The sequence below is a fragment of the Nocardia lijiangensis NBRC 108240 genome, assembly GCF_001613045.1.
GTDB lineage: Bacteria > Actinomycetota > Actinomycetes > Mycobacteriales > Mycobacteriaceae > Nocardia > Nocardia lijiangensis.
In genome coordinates, this window is the sequence record NZ_BDBP01000004.1 from 95,485 (window position 1) to 111,418 (window position 15,934).

18 protein-coding genes are annotated in these 15,934 nt (G+C 68.2%); 13 read left to right on the plus strand and 5 right to left on the minus strand.

Annotated elements, in window-relative coordinates:
* Positions 1-123 precede the first annotated feature (123 nt).
* Positions 124-1,146 (plus strand): alpha/beta hydrolase, encoded by a 1,023-nt coding sequence (locus tag NL1_RS01820; protein ID WP_067833418.1) that lies wholly within the window; start codon positions 124-126, stop codon positions 1,144-1,146.
* A gap of 109 nt (positions 1,147-1,255) precedes the next feature.
* Here NL1_RS01820 and NL1_RS01825 read toward each other — a convergent pair whose 3' ends face one another.
* Positions 1,256-2,281 (minus strand): SDR family oxidoreductase, encoded by a 1,026-nt coding sequence (locus tag NL1_RS01825; RefSeq protein ID WP_067833420.1) that lies wholly within the window; start codon positions 2,279-2,281, stop codon positions 1,256-1,258.
* 180 nt (positions 2,282-2,461) lie between these two features.
* The gene (locus NL1_RS01830) at positions 2,462-3,274 is read right to left on the minus strand and encodes an enoyl-CoA hydratase-related protein (protein WP_067833423.1); all 813 of its coding nucleotides are present in this window, start codon (positions 3,272-3,274) and stop codon (positions 2,462-2,464) included.
* Between the two features lie 132 nt (positions 3,275-3,406).
* On the opposite strand from NL1_RS01830, the gene NL1_RS01835 reads away from it, so the two are divergent.
* The gene (locus NL1_RS01835) at positions 3,407-4,666 is read left to right on the plus strand and encodes a TetR/AcrR family transcriptional regulator (protein WP_084510219.1); all 1,260 of its coding nucleotides are present in this window, start codon (positions 3,407-3,409) and stop codon (positions 4,664-4,666) included.
* On the opposite strand, the gene NL1_RS01840 is transcribed toward NL1_RS01835, so the two are convergent.
* A complete protein-coding gene (locus NL1_RS01840; protein WP_067833425.1) occupies positions 4,643-6,169 on the minus strand; it encodes an aldehyde dehydrogenase family protein in 1,527 nt (508 codons plus the stop codon). The genes NL1_RS01835 and NL1_RS01840 overlap by 24 nt on opposite strands.
* Before the next feature lie 399 nt (positions 6,170-6,568).
* Between NL1_RS01840 and NL1_RS01845 the strand changes: the two genes are divergently transcribed.
* Genes NL1_RS01845 through NL1_RS01855 form a run of 3 tightly spaced genes read left to right on the plus strand, consistent with a single transcriptional unit; the run spans position 6,569 to position 9,245 of the window.
* Positions 6,569-7,573, plus strand: coding sequence for a daunorubicin/doxorubicin resistance ABC transporter ATP-binding protein DrrA (locus tag NL1_RS01845; protein ID WP_067833428.1), 1,005 nt, complete (start codon positions 6,569-6,571; stop codon positions 7,571-7,573).
* Positions 7,570-8,394, plus strand: coding sequence for an ABC transporter permease (locus NL1_RS01850; RefSeq protein ID WP_067833431.1), 825 nt, complete (start codon positions 7,570-7,572; stop codon positions 8,392-8,394). The genes NL1_RS01845 and NL1_RS01850 overlap by 4 nt, the downstream gene beginning before the upstream one ends.
* Positions 8,391-9,245, plus strand: coding sequence for an ABC transporter permease (locus NL1_RS01855; protein ID WP_067833624.1), 855 nt, complete (start codon positions 8,391-8,393; stop codon positions 9,243-9,245). Before NL1_RS01850 ends, NL1_RS01855 begins: the two co-directional genes overlap by 4 nt.
* A gap of 68 nt (positions 9,246-9,313) precedes the next feature.
* On the opposite strand, the gene NL1_RS01860 is transcribed toward NL1_RS01855, so the two are convergent.
* Positions 9,314-10,510 carry a lycopene cyclase family protein gene (locus NL1_RS01860; protein ID WP_067833434.1) on the minus strand — a complete coding sequence of 399 codons (1,197 nt, stop codon included), beginning with the start codon at positions 10,508-10,510 and terminating at the stop codon, positions 9,314-9,316.
* 84 nt (positions 10,511-10,594) lie between these two features.
* Positions 10,595-11,071 (minus strand): hotdog fold domain-containing protein, encoded by a 477-nt coding sequence (locus tag NL1_RS01865; protein WP_067833437.1) that lies wholly within the window; start codon positions 11,069-11,071, stop codon positions 10,595-10,597.
* 536 nt (positions 11,072-11,607) lie between these two features.
* Between NL1_RS01865 and rpsJ the strand changes: the two genes are divergently transcribed.
* From rpsJ to rpsC, 8 genes are read left to right on the plus strand one after another with little or no spacing between them, the layout of a single operon-like run.
* Positions 11,608-11,913: a 30S ribosomal protein S10 gene (rpsJ, locus tag NL1_RS01870; RefSeq protein ID WP_003938093.1), complete on the plus strand. Its 306-nt coding sequence runs from the start codon at positions 11,608-11,610 to the stop codon at positions 11,911-11,913.
* A gap of 14 nt (positions 11,914-11,927) precedes the next feature.
* Complete coding sequence (gene rplC, locus NL1_RS01875; protein WP_067833440.1) at positions 11,928-12,593, plus strand: 50S ribosomal protein L3; 666 nt, start codon at positions 11,928-11,930, stop codon at positions 12,591-12,593.
* Positions 12,590-13,264 carry a 50S ribosomal protein L4 gene (gene rplD / locus NL1_RS01880; protein WP_067833443.1) on the plus strand — a complete coding sequence of 225 codons (675 nt, stop codon included), beginning with the start codon at positions 12,590-12,592 and terminating at the stop codon, positions 13,262-13,264. The genes rplC and rplD overlap by 4 nt, the downstream gene beginning before the upstream one ends.
* On the plus strand, positions 13,261-13,566 hold the full coding sequence (gene rplW / locus NL1_RS01885; RefSeq protein ID WP_067833446.1) for a 50S ribosomal protein L23: 306 nt from the start codon (positions 13,261-13,263) through the stop codon (positions 13,564-13,566). The genes rplD and rplW overlap by 4 nt, the downstream gene beginning before the upstream one ends.
* A gap of 33 nt (positions 13,567-13,599) precedes the next feature.
* The gene (gene rplB / locus NL1_RS01890; RefSeq protein WP_067785345.1) at positions 13,600-14,436 is read left to right on the plus strand and encodes a 50S ribosomal protein L2; all 837 of its coding nucleotides are present in this window, start codon (positions 13,600-13,602) and stop codon (positions 14,434-14,436) included.
* Positions 14,437-14,451: 15 nt separating this feature from the next.
* On the plus strand, positions 14,452-14,733 hold the full coding sequence (gene rpsS / locus NL1_RS01895; protein ID WP_067785343.1) for a 30S ribosomal protein S19: 282 nt from the start codon (positions 14,452-14,454) through the stop codon (positions 14,731-14,733).
* Entirely contained in the window at positions 14,730-15,128 is a 399-nt protein-coding gene (rplV, locus tag NL1_RS01900) for a 50S ribosomal protein L22 (RefSeq protein ID WP_062983231.1), read from the plus strand. Before rpsS ends, rplV begins: the two co-directional genes overlap by 4 nt.
* Positions 15,129-15,932: a 30S ribosomal protein S3 gene (gene rpsC, locus NL1_RS01905; protein ID WP_067833449.1), complete on the plus strand. Its 804-nt coding sequence runs from the start codon at positions 15,129-15,131 to the stop codon at positions 15,930-15,932.
* The last annotated feature ends 2 nt before the right edge of the window (positions 15,933-15,934 follow it).

The window sequence follows — 15,934 nt, forward strand, 5'->3', positions numbered from 1 at the left end:
GCGTGGCGCCAGCCGCGCGCACGTCCGGCGGCCCGGGGAAACCCATCCGTGATCCCGATACGAAGTGAAGGTGCGAAATTGATACGTCGACAGAACCGGCGCCGTGGCACGCGTGCCGCGGCGATGATCGCGACCGCTGCGGTGTTCGCGGGGCTCGTGTCCGGACTCGGCGCATCCTCGGCAACGGCTGACCCGATCTTCGAGTCGAAGGCGCTGCTGGCCAATCCGACCTCGTCCGACGGTTCGAAGATCGTCAAAGCGGAGATCAAGGACTCGCGCAACATCCGGCTGCACGTGTACTCGGCCGCCATGGACGAGAACATCCTCATCGACGTGCAGCGTCCGGCCGACGCCTCGGTGCCGCGGCCGACGCTCTACCTGCTCAACGGCGCGGGCGGCGGCGAGGACGACGCCTCCTGGGTGGCCCGTTCGGAAGCGCTCGACTTCTTGAAGGACAAGAACGTCAACGTGATCCAGCCGATCGGCGGCAAGTGGAGCTACTACACCGACTGGATCAAGGACGACCCGACGCTGGGCCGCAACAAGTGGACGACCTTCTTCACCGAGGAGCTGCCGCCGCTGGTCGACGGCGCGCTCGGCACCAACGGCGTGAACGCCATCGCGGGCCTGTCCACCTCGGGCACCACCGTGCTCGCGCTGCCGATCGCCAAGCCCGGCCTGTACAAGGCCGCCGCCGCCTACAGCGGCTGCGCGCAGACCAGTGACCCGGTCGGCGCCGAGTTCGTGAAGCTCACCGTCGAGACCTGGGGCGGCGGCGACACCGAGAACATGTGGGGCCCGATGGGCTCGGAGGCGTGGGTCAAGAACGACCCGTACGTGAACGCCGAAGGCCTGCGCGGTCTCGACCTCTACATCTCCACCGGCACCGGCCTTCCCGGCCAGCACGACACGCTGAACGGCGAGTACGCGCTGCCCGGCGCCTACGGTCTGGCCAACCAGATCCTGATCGGCGGCGTCATCGAGGCGGGCACCAACTACTGCACGCACAACCTGCAGACCCGCCTGAACGAGCTGGGCATTCCGGCGACCTTCAACTTCCGTCCGGACGGCACCCACTCGTGGGGCTACTGGAACGACGAGTTCCCGCGGTCGTGGCCGGTCCTGGCCAAGGGCCTCGGTCTCTGAGCCTGCCCGATTCCACACCCACCGCCCTGCTCGCGCACCCCGTGTGAGCAGGGCGGTCGGCTTTTGTGGCGAACGAACCCGGCCGTGCCGGGTGGCTAGCTCGGACCGATCACACCCAGTTCTCGATCCAGTACTTCCAGATCAGCGGGGCATAGGCGGCCAGCGGCGGCACCTTGATGTCGGTGCCCGCCAGCGCGGCGCCCGCGCGGCTCGCGTCGAACCAGCAGGTGAACTCGCTGTGTTCGAGCACGTCCATCGGAACGCCGACGCGCGGCAGCATCCACTGGGCGCCGGGCACCCGCAACATCATGTTCATGGCGCGCTTGGGCATCACCTCCACCAGGTGCGGCGAACCCGCCTCGTCGGCGAACAGGTTCAGCGCCTCGACCGCGCTCATCCGGCGGGGATCGACGAGGTGATAGGTGCTCGACGCGGGCCCGGGCCGATGGGCGATGTGGTCGAGTGCCCGCGCCACGAAATCCACCGGGACCATGTTGGTTTCACCGAGCTTGGGCACCAGCACCGGAAGGATGCGCGGTAGCTGGGCCGCCATCCGCAGCAGCCGGAAGAAGTAGTAGGGACCGTCGATGCGGTCGATCTCGCCGGTTCTGGAATGGCCGATGACGATGGAGGGACGGTAGATCCGCCAGGCGAGTCCCGAATCCCGGACGATGCGCTCGGCCTCGAATTTGGCTTGCTGCAGGGGAGTGGTCAGCGTCTGTCCGTGGTCGAACATGTCCTCGGTGAAAGGCCCCTCGGCGGAGCCCGCCACCTCCACGGTCGAAATGTGGTGCAGCAAACCGGCTCCCAGCGCCTCCGCGGCGTCGACCACGTTGCGGGTGCCCGCGCCGCGCTCGGTCAGGTCGTAGCCCGCGGCCAGGTGGAAGACGTGGTCGATGGCGCCGCGATGCTGTGCCAGCCAGTTGCTGTCGATGCCTAGCCCGGGCGCCCCGAGATCGCCGCGGACCGGTCGCACCCGCTCGCCCGCGTCCCATTCCCTGGTGCAGCAGGCGAACCGGTCGGCCGACTGCTGACCGGGCCGGACCAGCACGTGGATGTCCGCATCGCGCTCGAGCAGCTGGGGGATCAGAAAACGACCGATGAACCCAGTTGCTCCGGTAACCAGGTAAGCCATAGCGATTCAACATAGTCGCCCGAGGTGCGCGGCATGTGCCCGGGATCACACAGCGGTGGACCGGGTGGTGTTCGCGGGGCCCGAGCTACCGGTTGGCGACCCGCGAACGACCGATCCGGCGCACCTCGCGGTGCCCGGGATTCCCCGGCGTCGCGGGATTGCCGCGACGCCGAGGGAAACTCAGTCGGCGAAGACCGGCTTGCGCTTGGTCAGCATCGCCGTGGCTCCCTCGCGGAAATCGGGGGAGCCGAGCAGCTCGCTCTGGCCGGACTTCTCTGCCGCGAGCGCCGCGTCGAGCGCGGTCAGGGTGGCCTGGTTGAGCGCCTTCTTGGTGAGCTCCAGCGCGCGCCGCGGGCCCGCGGCGATCTTGGCGACCGCGGCCTCCACCACCGCGTCGAGCTCGTCGTCGGGCAGCACGGCCGTGAACAGCCCGGCCCGCTTCGCGGCGGGTGCGGGCAGCCGCTCGCCGAGCAGCGCCATCTCCGCGGCCAGCGGGCGTCCCGCGGCGGCGGCGACCAACGCGGCCGCGCCGCCGTCGGGCATCAGGCCGATGTTGATGAATGCCAGCAGCAGGTAGGAATCCTCGCTCGCGTACACCAGGTCGGCGGCCAGCGCGATGCCGACGCCCACGCCGGCGGCCGCGCCCTTGATCCTGGCGACAACCGGAACCGGCGCGTCCACGATGGCCTTCACCAGCCGGTTGGCCGCGTCCATCACCAAGTCGGCGGTGATGCCGCGCTGCGCCTCGCCGGGGGACGCGGCCAGATCCGCGCCGGTGCAGAAGTCGCCGCCCTCGCCGGTCAGCACGATCGCACGCACCGATCGGTGCTCGGCCGCGGCCAGGAACGTGTCGCCCAGTGCGACCATCGTGTCGTAGTCGATGGCGTTCTTGCGCTTGGGCTTGGTGAGGGTGATACGCAGTACCTTGCCGTCCTGCACCGCGGTGAAGCCGGCGGTGGCCGCCGCGGCGGGTTCGGAATCGGTATTGCTCATTTTTCGCTCCTGGTCTGCGATTCGGCGGACGCCGGACCATGAATGGTGGTTAACTTTGCGAATTGTGGTTAACTTATGTGGACTTGTCCGGCGCTGTCAACCAGGCGGCGCCGTCCCAGAACGGAGAGGTGCATGGTCGCGGAACACGGCGAGGTAGACCTCGCGCCCGCGCGGCCCGAACCGAGCGGGGGCAGGACCGGACCGGAGAGCGCCGGGGTGCGCCGCCGCCCCAAGGACCGCAAGGCTCAGATCATCCGGGCCGCCGCGCGTGCCTTCAGCGAACGCGGGTACTACCCGGTCGGCGTCGACGAAATCGCCGCCGACGTCGGTATTTCCGGGCCCGCGCTGTACCGGCATTTCGCGAACAAGTACGCGCTGCTCGTCGCCGCCGCCGAGGAGGGCGCGCGGCATCTGCTCGCCGTCGCGCGCAACGCCGACGATCCCGGGCTGGACCCCGAACCGCGGCTCGACGGCCTGATCAAGGCGATCGCCGAGCACACCATCGACATCCGGCGCGAGGCGGGCCTCTACCGGTGGGAGCGCCGCTACCTGGAACGTGAAGATCGGATCCGGATCCGCAAGATCTACGACGATCTGAACGCCACCCTCGCCGCGCCCATCGCCGAGCTGCGCCCTGACGTTCCCGAAGCCGACCTGCGGGTGCTCGCCGCGTCGGTGCTCAGCGTGGTGGCGAGCATTTCCGCGCACCGCACGGCGCTGTCCGGCGCCCGGCTGCTTCCGTTGCTGCGCGACATGTGCTGGTCGATCCTGCGCGCCGAGCTGCCGCCCGCTCCCGCGCAACCGGAGCAGAGTCCGGTGGCGCGCGGCCTTCCGGTCACCTCCAAGCGCGAACAGCTGCTCGCCGAGGCCATCCGGATCTTCGGCCGCCAGGGCTATCACGAGGCCAGCATCGAGGAGATCGGCGCCGCGGTCGGAATCAACGCCTCCAGCGTCTACCGGTACTTCAGCAGCAAATCCGATCTGCTCGCCGCCGCCTTTCACCGCGCGGGCGACCGGGTCTCGGTCGCCATGACCGACGCGCTCGCCGAGGCGACGAACCGGCCGGACGCGGTACGCCTGATCGCCGCGCGCTACGCCAAGCTGAGCTTCGCCACCCCGGAGATCATGCCGGTCTACTACGCCGAGTTCAGCAACCTGCCGCAGGCCGAGCAGCACAAGCTGCGCGCCATCCAGCGCCAGAACGTCCTGGAATGGGCGAACCTGCTCGACGGCGACCCCGTCGAGGCCCGGTTCCGCGTGCACGCCGCCATCGGCCAGGTCATCGACATCGGCAGGCTCATCCGCTTCGACGCCCGCCCGGCTCAGCTGGCCCGCGTGACGGCGCTGATGGACGCGGTCCTGCTCCCCTCAGCCGCGGCTCCCGTGACGTAGTCGGAACATCGCCTTGGCCGTGCGGAGATGGCGCGGGTGCCGGTCGAAGGTGGCCAGGTTCATCGGGGCGCGGTAGCGCTTGCGCGCGACGGCGAGCGTCCTGCTGAACTCGCGCAGCCCGTGCTCGCCGTGGCTGTGGCCCTGGCCGTACTCGCCGACGCCGCCGATGGGCAGCGCGGGGATGCCGAGGTGGGCGGTGGTCGAGTTGATCGTCACCACGCCGACGCGCAGGGTCTCGGCGAAGTCCTCCACGCTGTGTATGTCCCTGGTGAACACCGAGACCGCGACGCCGTTTCCGGTGGCGTTGATGCGCTTGGCCGCCTCCTCGATGTTCGGCACCCGGTTCACGATCAGCACCGGCCCGATCGCCTCGCCGGTGACCGCGATGCTCTCCTCGGGCACCTCGGCGAGCACGATCGGCTCGACGTAGGGCTCACGGATCGAATCCAGTCCGCCGACCACCGCGCGCCCGCCCCTGGCGAGCGCGTCGCGCACCTGCTTGCGCACCACGTCGACCTGAGCTTCCAGAATCATCGGACCGTAGGAGGCGCGCTTGTCCGCGCCGGGGCGCAGCCGCCGGGCGTGCTCGGCCACCAGATCGAGGAAGTTGTCGTAGACCGAATCCGCGACGTAGGCGCGCTGCAGACCGGAGGGATTCTGGCCCGCGTTGGCCATCGCCCCGTAGACCGCGGCCTCGGCCGCCTCGTCGAGCTTCGCGTCGACGTGCACCACCATCGCGCCCTTACCGCTGCGCTCGACCACCACCGGCGTCATGGACTGGGCGCACAGCGAGATCACCTCCCGCGCACCCACTTCGGAGCCCGCGTAGGCGATCTTGTCCAGCTTGGCCCGGCACAGCGCGGCCGACGTGCCGCCGTCCCCGGTCACCACCTGCAGGACCGGTTGGCTCGGAGCCAGCGCGGCCCAGCTCTCGGCCAGCCACACCCCGACACCGGTGGTCAGCTCGTGCGGCTTGAACACCACCGCGTTGCCCGCCGCCATGGCGTAGGCGATCGAACCCATCGGCGTGAAGACCGGGTTGTTCCACGGCCCGAGCACCCCGACGACGCCGAGCGGCAGATAACCCACCGAGCCTTGCTGATTGCGGCTCAGCCAACTCGAACCGATCCTGCGCCGCCGCAGTGCGCGAGAAGCGTTGCGCGCGGCCCAATCCAGATTCTCGATCGCCAGCATCACCTCGATTGCCGCATCCGCCTGTGGTTTTCCGGTCTCCTCGGAGACCAGCTCCACCAATTCACTTGCCCGCCTTGCGATGCTGCGCTTCCAATCCAGCAGCCATCGCTTGCGGCCACCGAAACCCAAATCAGCCCACCATCTTTCGGCGGCGCGCGCGGCGCGGACGGTGCGATTCAGCTCGCCCGCCCCCATCACGGCGTAATTTCCGACCACCTCTCCGGTGCGCGGATCATGGGATATCAGCACGCTCGATCGGCCCGATCCTCCCGGATGCGCCGCCAAGCGTGGCTGCGCGGACTCGGCCATGGTTACCTCTTTGCAGTCTCGACCCGCCGTGCTCCCACCCGAATCGAGCCGACCCCTGACGGACCGGCTCCCAGCGCGGTCCCGCCACAGACGAGTGAGTGCGTGTATGCCCCCGTTTAGCAGACTATGGTCGCCGTCCCCGGCCGACAAGGCTGCGTCACCGCCCCTGCACTGCCCTTGCCATGCCTCGACCAGCGTCGATTGTGTGCTGTGGGGGTGAGTGGCTCCGAATGTGATCAATCCCACACTTATTCGAGTTCCCATCTGGGTATGGAGTGGTCGCCTGTCCAGGAATCGAGATGCCGGTAACATCACGCCCAGCGGCAGGGATCACCACCCCGACGTACTTCGAGTGCGTCCGGCGATCGGATCGCCGCCCCCGCCGATAGTGGAGAGTTGATGCCCAGCTTGAACCCAGCAGAATCGCCGGCGCGCCAGCCAGACTTGGCGGAGCGCGAACCAGCGGTCCGCGTCGAGGACGTCCGCAAGTCGTTCGGCGACGTGCACGCACTGCAAGGGATCAGCTTCACCGTCGAAAAGGCGAGTGTGCTCGGTATCCTCGGCCCCAACGGTGCGGGCAAGACCACCACGGTCAAGATCCTCTCCACGCTGCTGCGCCCCGATTCGGGCACCGCCGTCGTCGCGGGCCACGATGTGCGCGAGGACCCCGCGGGGGTGCGGCGCTCGATCATGATGACCGGGCAGTACGCCGCGCTGGACGAAAACCTCTCCGGCCGCGAGAACCTCGAACTGTTCGGCAGGCTGATGGGCTTGGGCAAGTCCGCCGCGCGCAAGCGCGCCGACACCCTGCTCGAGGAGTTCGATCTGGTGAGCGCGGGCAAGCGCGCGGTGCGCAACTACTCCGGCGGCATGCGCCGCCGGGTGGACATCGCCTGCGGCCTCGTCGTGCGCCCCGAGGTGGTGTTCCTCGACGAGCCGACCACCGGTCTGGATCCGCGCAGCCGCCAAGGCGTCTGGGATCTGGTGAGCGTGCTCAAGGATCAGGGCATCACGGTGCTGCTGACCACGCAGTACCTCGAAGAAGCCGACGTGCTCAGCGACAACATCATCGTCATCGACAAGGGCACGGTCATCGCCGAGGGCACCGCCGAGGAACTCAAGGAGAAGACCGGCGGCAGCTACTGCGAGGTGGTCCCGCTCGATCCGAAGCAGGTACTGACCGCCGCGTACGCGCTGGGCGATCTGGTGCCCGCCAACGTCACCGCCGAACTCGACGGCGCCGACCGGCTCTCCTTCCCTGCGCCGCACGGCGCGACCACCCTGTCGGAGGCGCTGCGCAGGCTCGACAGCGCGGGCGTCGCGCTGGCCGACATCGCATTGCGCAGGCCGTCGCTCGACGACGTCTTCCTCTCGCTCACCGGACACACGGGCGGCCACTCGTGACCGCGAGCGCCACCGAACCGGCCACCTCCGAGGCGGCCCAGCTCTTCGCCGAACTACCCGTCGCCCGGCCGTCCTCCTTCGCGCAGTGGCGGGCGCTGACCGGCCGCGTGGTGAAGACCATGGCCACCAAGGGCGAGCTGATCGTCGCCTTCGTGACGCCGCTGGTGTTCACCCTGGGCTTCTATCTGCCGCTGCGCTTCGTGATGAAGCTCCAGGGCATCGACTACGCGCAGTTCGTCATGCCGATCATCGTGCTGCAGACGATGGCGTTCACCATGCTGTCCAACGCGCAGCTCGCCGCGTTCGAGGCGATGACCGGCCTGAGCTCGCGCCTGCAGACCATGCCGATCGGCACGCTGGTGCCGCTCACCTCGCGGATCTGCGCCGGCCTCGTCCGTTCGGTCACCTCGTTGACCGGCGCGCTGCTCTTCGGGTACATGATCGGTTTCGAGTTCGAAGCCGGGTTCGGCCAGGCCGTGCTGTTCTGCGTGTTCTCGCTGGCCATCGGCACCGTGCTCGCCATCGGCGCGGACGGTCTCGGCAGCCTCACCAAGAGCCCGGAGCAACTCAGTCAGGCGCTCACCCTGCCGACGTTGATCTTCGGCATGCTGTCCTGCGGGTTCGTGCCGGAAAGCAGCTTCCCCGAGTGGATCCAGCCGTTCGTGCGCAACCAGCCCATCTCGCAGTTCTCCTTCGCGCTGCGCGACATGGCCGCCGACGGGGTGAGCTGGGGTGTGCTGTGGGTGCCGCTGACGTGGCTGATCGGGTTGACGGTGGTGTTCATGCCGTTCGCGGTGTGGGCGAGTGTGAGGCGGTCATGAGCGTGACGCAAACGACGGAATCCGCGGAGAAGGGCACGGAATTCGCGCCGCTGCCGACCGTGACTCCGCGCTCGGAGCAGGCGATCGGCACCTGGGCGCAGCACAGCCTGCTGCAGTGCAAGCGCCTGCTGATCGGGTGGATGCGCGACCCTGCGACCACCATCCAGACGCTGGTCTATCCGGCGCTGACCCTGCTCATGTTCGACGTCGTGCTCGGCGGGACGATCACCAGGAACACCGGCATGGACGCCATCTACGGCCAGGTTCCGCTGATCACCTTGGTGGCGGCCATGTCCGGCGCGGTGGTGAGCGCGCTCGGTTTCAAGGTGGAGAAGGCCACCGGTCTGCTGAGCCGGTTCTGGACCATGCCGATGAATCGCGCGGCGAGCCTGTCGGGCCGGTTGCTCGCCGAGGCGGTGCGGGTGCTGATCACGACGCTGTTCGTGCTCGCGGTGGGCATGGCGCTCGGCTTCCGTTTCAATCAGGGACCGCTGGCGGCGATCGCGCTGATCGGCATCCCGGTGCTGTTCGGCATCGGTTTCGCGGTGCTGTGCACGGCGCTCGCGACCCTCACCGAGGGCGTGCTGCTGGTCAGCCTGATCACGATCGTCAACACGCTGCTGATGTTCTTCAACACCGGTTTCGTCCCGGTGTTCGCCTACCCCACCTGGCTGCAGGACGTGGTCGGCAACCAGCCGATGAGCACCGCCATCGATGCGATGCGCGGGCTCTCGGCGGGCGGGCCGGTCGCGGAGCCGCTGCTGAAGACGATCGCGTGGACGGTCGGGTTGGTGGTCGTCTTCGCGGTGCCCGCGGTTCGCGGTTACCGCAGGGCGGCCGAAACCGCCTGATCGGCATCGGGTTCGGCGGGCCGGTCCAGATCACCTGCCCGCCGCTCGGCCGGTGCCCGAACCTGTGGCTAGTCGTTCTCGGTCGTCATCGGCTCGCGCGGCCTGCTGAATTCGTGACCGACCCAGCGGTTGCGGTTCGTCCAGCCGACCAGGTCGTAGCGCCAGCGGAACGGCCAGGTGTGCGAGACCGTGTTGAACAGCACCGCGCCGAGCGCGGCGTAGTCGTCGTGTGCGGACAGCAGCGCGCGCTGGCCGCGTTCGGATTCGGTGAAGAACGCCTCGAACATGGCGATCGACTGCTCGGTGGTCAGCCTGCCGAGGCCCCACAGCCCGCGCACGCGCATCCAATAGACCAGCCGCGCCCGCCACGGCCACAGCGCGTCGATCGGGTCGCGGCCCGTGCGCAGCGCGTCGATCGCGGTGTCGACCAGGGCGAGTGAATCGGCGACGCTGTAGCCGGTGCAGGGGTGCATCATGCCGCCGCGCGATCCGAACGGAACCACCCGCGCGGTGCCCTTCTTCGGCGGCGGCTGGTCCAGCGGATAGTGGGCGGCCTCGCTCGGTTCCGCGCCGGTGAGCCGAATCCCGTGGGCGGCGAGCCGATTCAGCGTCCGCTCGCGCAGCTCGTGCTGCGGCATGCCGCCGCGCAGGCCGAGGCTGGTCTCCTCGAAGATCACCGTGCCGTCGCCGATCGGGACCGCGTAGAGGAACGACGGCGGTTCATCCGGACCCGCGCCGTTCTCCGGCCGCCAGTCCAGCAGCAGTCCCTCGCCCGCGCCGACCATCGGTGCGGCGGTCGCCTCGTCGACGAAGATGCCGTGCGCACTGGCCGCCCTGCGCTGGCCGAGAGCGGGCAGCCCCCGGGTGTCGAACACCGCCGCGGCCCGTACCACCGCGCCGTCGGCCAGTTCGACCTCGTGCGCGTCGACGCGGGTGGCGCGCCCGGCGATCACCTCCGCGTCGTCGAGCGGCAGCGCGTCGTAGAGACCTTGCTTGGACAGCACGCAGTAGGGGCGGGGAATGCGGTGCTCGGTCTTGGTCCACACCGTCGGCACCTCGATGCGCGACCCGATCGCGCTCGGCGGCAACCACTCCGGCAACTCGTCGACCCAGCAGGAGTAGGTGGGCGGCCAGAGCCGTTCCGGCCGCGGGTCGATCGCGACCACCCGCAGCCCCGCCCGCATCGCCCGGTGGGCCAGCGCCCGTCCGGTCGGGCCGAGCCCGACGACGCACAGATCGGCCGCCCGGCCCGCACCGTCACTCATATCCGCATTCAATCCGCTGCATCGACCCCGGTGCAACCAATCAGGGGCTCACCAGTGTCCAACACCACCGCGCCAGCGAGTCGACTATTTCGGCGTGACCCAGGTCGTGATGTCGGCGTGCACGACCTCGACTCCGTGCTTGTCGTAGATCGACACCGGCACCACGAGGTCCCGGCCCTCGGTGATCTCCGCGAAGTCCGGAATCTCCGCCAGCTTCGCCACCGCGCGCAACCCCGTGTCGGCCTTGGCCAGGTACTGCACGTTCATCGCCTTGGGAATCCAGCGGTGCGTAGTCGGCACCGTGGCCTCGCTGAGCATGCCCATGGCCACCTCGGCCAGGTTGCACGCCGCGATGGCATGGAACGTGCCGAGATGATTGTGGATGCCGAACCACTTCGGCGAGGTCACCTCGCACAGCCCCGGCTCCAGCCGCACCACACTGGGCAGCACCGTGCCGAAGTACGGCACCCGAGCCACCATCCCCAGCGAGAACAGCGCGTGCCCCAGCCGATTGTCCGGCAGCTTCTTCCACCCGCGCAGCGTCGCGGTCTCTGTACCCATACCCACGATCTTACTCAAAAGTAAGTTCCGTACTCCAGAGGTTCCTCGCAGGTTCTTCACACGCCTCGCAGGGGCTGCAACGTCTGCGAGGCGCGCGAATGACCTGCGAAGTCGCGGGATGCGCGGGGGTGATCGGGGTGACAGTGGGGGCGATTTGAAGTGGGTTGGGGGTCTCGGGCATACTGTTCGGGTTGCCTTGCACGAGGTCGTGCCTGTTTCGGTTGAGACAGGGCGTGAACGGTGAGGCGAGCAGTACCCAATCGAGTGCTTCGCCGGTTTCCGGTGTGAGTACGTCCGGGACGTTGTTCCGAGCCTGAGATGAAGTTTTCGGTCCGGGCTGAGGAATAAGCGGTAGGGCGACACGCCCGACCGCGTGTACCGGAGAACCATGACAGATGAACAGCGGCGAGGATCGGGCGTGCCCGGTCGTGGTCTCCTCTGAGACGTCTTTCGTGTGTTCGGGCTGTGCAAATTGAGGGTGGTGCGGAAGCCCGGCTTCCGGATCACGAAGGAAAGCGGAGAAAAGGACACTTAGCGTGGCGGGACAAAAGATCCGCATCAGGCTCAAGGCCTATGACCACGAGGCGATCGATGCGTCTGCGCGCAAGATCGTTGAGACGGTGACCCGTACCGGGGCCCGTGTGGTCGGCCCGGTGCCGTTGCCGACCGAGAAGAACGTGTACTGCGTCATCCGTTCGCCGCACAAGTACAAGGACTCGCGCGAACACTTCGAGATGCGTACGCACAAGCGCCTCATCGACATCCTCGACCCGACGCCGAAGACGGTCGACGCGCTCATGCGCATCGACCTGCCGGCCAGCGTCGACGTCAACATTCAGTGACGGGGACTCGAGACATGACTGACAACAAGAACCGGCCCGCGGCCGGCATCCTGGGTACCAAGCTCGGCATGACCCAGGTCTTCGACGAGAAGAACCGCGTCGTCCCGGTCACCGTCGTCAAGGCGGGCCCGAACGTCGTCACCCAGATCCGCACCGTGGAGCGCGACGGCTACAGCGCCGTCCAGGTCGCCTTCGGCGCCATCGACCCGCGCAAGGTGAACAAGCCGACCTCCGGCCAGTTCGCCAAGGCCGAGGTCACCCCGCGCCGCCACATCGCCGAGATCCGGGTCGCGGACGCCTCCACCTTCGAGGTCGGCCAGGAGATCAGCGCCGACGTGTTCGAAGAGGGCGCCTACGTCGACGTCACCGGCACCAGCAAGGGCAAGGGCTTCGCCGGCACCATGAAGCGTCACGGCTTCGCCGGTCAGGGTGCCTCGCACGGTGCGCAGGCCGTGCACCGTCGCCCGGGTTCCATCGGTGGCTGCGCCACCCCCGGCCGCGTGTTCAAGGGCATGCGCATGTCGGGTCGGATGGGTAACGACCGCGTCACCACCCAGAACCTGTCGGTTCACAAGGTGGACGCCGAGAACGGCCTGCTCCTGATCAAGGGTGCGATCCCGGGTCGCAAGGGCGGCGTCGTGATCGTCAAGAGCGCCGTGAAGGGTGGTGCGCACGCATGACCAGCCTCGAGAAGAAGGCCAACCTGACGCTGCCGGTCAAGGAGATCGGTGGCAAGACCAACGGCACCGTCGACCTCCCCGCGGAGATCTTCGACGTGACCGCCAACATCGCGCTGATGCACCAGGTCGTCGTCGCGCAGCTGGCCGCCGCTCGTCAGGGCACTCACTCCACGAAGACTCGTGGCGAGGTGTCCGGTGGTGGCAAGAAGCCGTACCGCCAGAAGGGCACCGGCCGCGCCCGTCAGGGCTCGACCCGCGCGCCGCAGTTCGCCGGCGGTGGCACCGTCCACGGCCCGCAGCCGCGCGACTACAGCCAGCGGACCCCGAAGAAGATGAAGGCCGCCGCCCTGCGTGGCGCCCTGTCGGACCGGGCCCGCAACGAGCGCATCCACGTGGTCACCGAACTGGTCGCGGGTCAGGCCCCGTCGACCAAGACCGCCAAGAGCTTCCTGGCCGAGCTGTCGGACCGCAAGAAGTTCCTGGTCGTCGTCGGCCGCGAGGACATCGCCGCGTGGAAGAGCGTGGCGAACCTGCAGAACGTGCAGCCGATCGCCCCGGATCAGCTCAACACCTACGACGTCCTCAACAGCGACGAAGTGGTGTTCAGCGTCGAGGCCCTGAACGCTTTCGTTCACGGTCCCGCCGAGGCGGCACAGGAGGAGAGCAAGTGACCACCATCGCCGACCCCCGCGACATCCTGCTGGCGCCGGTCATCTCGGAGAAGTCCTACGGACTGATCGAGGAAGGCACCTACACCTTCGTGGTGCACCCGGACTCCAACAAGACGCAGATCAAGATCGCCGTCGAGAAGGTCTTCGGTGTGAAGGTCACCAGCGTCAACACCGCCAACCGTCAGGGCAAGCGCAAGCGGACCCGCTTCGGTTACGGCAAGCGCAAGAACACCAAGCGTGCGCTCGTGACCATCTCGGCCGACAGCAAGCCCATCGAGATCTTCGGAGGCCCGGTCGCGTAAGCGGGCGGGAATCCAGAAAGCAGAGAAGAACTCATGGCAATTCGCAAGTACAAGCCGACAACGCCGGGCCGCCGTGGCTCCAGCGTCTCGGACTTCGCCGAGATCACCCGGTCCACCCCGGAGAAGTCGCTGCTTCGTCCGCTGACCAAGACCGGTGGTCGTAACGCGCACGGCCGCATCACCACTCGTCACCGCGGTGGCGGGCACAAGCGGGCGTACCGTCTCATCGACTTCCGTCGCCTGGACAAGGACGGCATCCCCGCCAAGGTCGCGCACATCGAGTACGACCCGAACCGGACCGCCAACATCGCGCTGCTCCACTACGTGGACGGCGAGAAGCGCTACATCATCGCGCCGAAGGGTATCCAGCAGGGCACCCCGATCGAGTCCGGCCCGACGGCCGACATCAAGCCGGGCAACAACCTGCCGCTGCGCAACATCCCGACCGGTACCACCATCCATGCGGTGGAGCTGCGTCCGGGCGGCGGCGCCAAGCTGGCCCGTTCCGCGGGCATGAGCATCCAGCTGCTCGGTAAGGAAGGCCCCTACGCCACGCTGCGTATGCCCTCCGGTGAAATCCGTCGCGTCGACGTGCGCTGCCGCGCCACCGTCGGCGAGGTCGGCAACGCCGAGCAGTCGAACATCAACTGGGGCAAGGCCGGCCGTATGCGCTGGAAGGGCCGTCGCCCCACGGTCCGTGGTGTCGTCATGAACCCCGTCGACCACCCGCACGGTGGTGGTGAGGGCAAGACCTCCGGTGGTCGCCACCCGGTCTCGCCGTGGGGTCAGCCGGAAGGCCGCACCCGTAAGCCCAACCGTCCGAGCGACAAGCTCATCGTCCGCCGTCGCAAGACCGGCAAGAAGCGCTGAAGGAGGAGGTAAGAAATGCCACGCAGCCTCAAGAAGGGCCCGTTCGTCGACGACCACCTCCTCGCGAAGGTGGACGTGCAGAACGAGAAGGGCACGAAGCAGGTCATCAAGACCTGGTCGCGTCGTTCGACCATCATCCCGGATTTCATCGGGCACACCTTTGCGGTGCACGACGGCCGCAAGCACGTCCCGGTGTTCGTCTCGGAGTCCATGGTCGGACACAAGCTCGGTGAGTTCGCGCCGACCAGGACGTTCAAGAGCCACGTCAAGGAAGACCGGAAGAGCAAGCGGCGATGACGACTGAGACTCAGAACCCCACTGCCCGGGCGACCGCCAAGCACGTGCGCGTCACCCCGATGAAGGCTCGCCGCGTCGTGGACCTGGTCCGCGGCAAGCGAGTCGAGGACGCTCTCGCGATCCTGAAGTTCGCGCCGCAGGCCGCGAGCGAGCCGGTCGCGAAGGTCGTCGCCAGCGCTGCGGCGAACGCCGAGAACAACCTCGGTCTGAACCCGGCCACGCTGGTGATCTCGACGGCCTACGTCGACGAGGGCGCCACCATGAAGCGTTTCCAGCCGCGGGCCCAGGGCCGCGCATTCCGGATCCGCAAGCGCACCAGCCACATCACCATCGAGGTCGAGAGCGTGCCCACCGCCGGTGCTGCTCGCAGCCGCCGGAAGGGAGGGGCAAAGTAAATGGGACAGAAGATCAACCCCCATGGCTTCCGCCTCGGTATCACCACCGACTGGAAGTCGCGTTGGTACGCGGACAAGCAGTACGCGGACTACGTGAAGGAAGACGTCGCCATCCGTCGGCTGCTGGCCAACGGCATGGAGCGGGCGGGCATCTCGAAGGTCGAGATCGAGCGCACCCGTGACCGCGTGCGGGTGGACATCCACACCGCACGTCCGGGCATCGTGATCGGCCGCCGCGGTGCGGAAGCCGACCGCATCCGCGCCGAGCTGGAGAAGCTCACCGGCAAGCAGGTTCAGCTGAACATCCTCGAGGTCAAGAACCCCGAGTCGGATGCGCAGCTGGTTGCCCAGGGTGTGGCCGAGCAGCTGTCCAACCGTGTGGCGTTCCGTCGCGCGATGCGCAAGGCCATCCAGTCGGCCATGCGTTCGCCGAACGTCAAGGGCATCCGTGTGCAGTGCTCGGGCCGCCTCGGCGGCGCCGAAATGTCGCGCTCGGAGTTCTACCGTGAGGGTCGGGTGCCGCTGCACACGCTGCGCGCCGACATCGACTACGGCCTCTACGAGGCCAAGACCACCTTCGGTCGCATCGGCGTGAAGGTCTGGATCTACAAGGGCGACATCGTCGGTGGCAAGCGTGAGCTGACCGCCGCGAGCGCTCCGGCCGGCGATCGCGATCGTCCGCGCCGCGAGCGGCCGAGCCGTCCGCGTCGTTCCGGCTCCACCGGCACCACTGCGACCAGCACTGAGGTCGGACGCGCCGCCACCGCGGTGGCGGACGCCCCGGCAGAGAAGCAGGAGGGCTGACG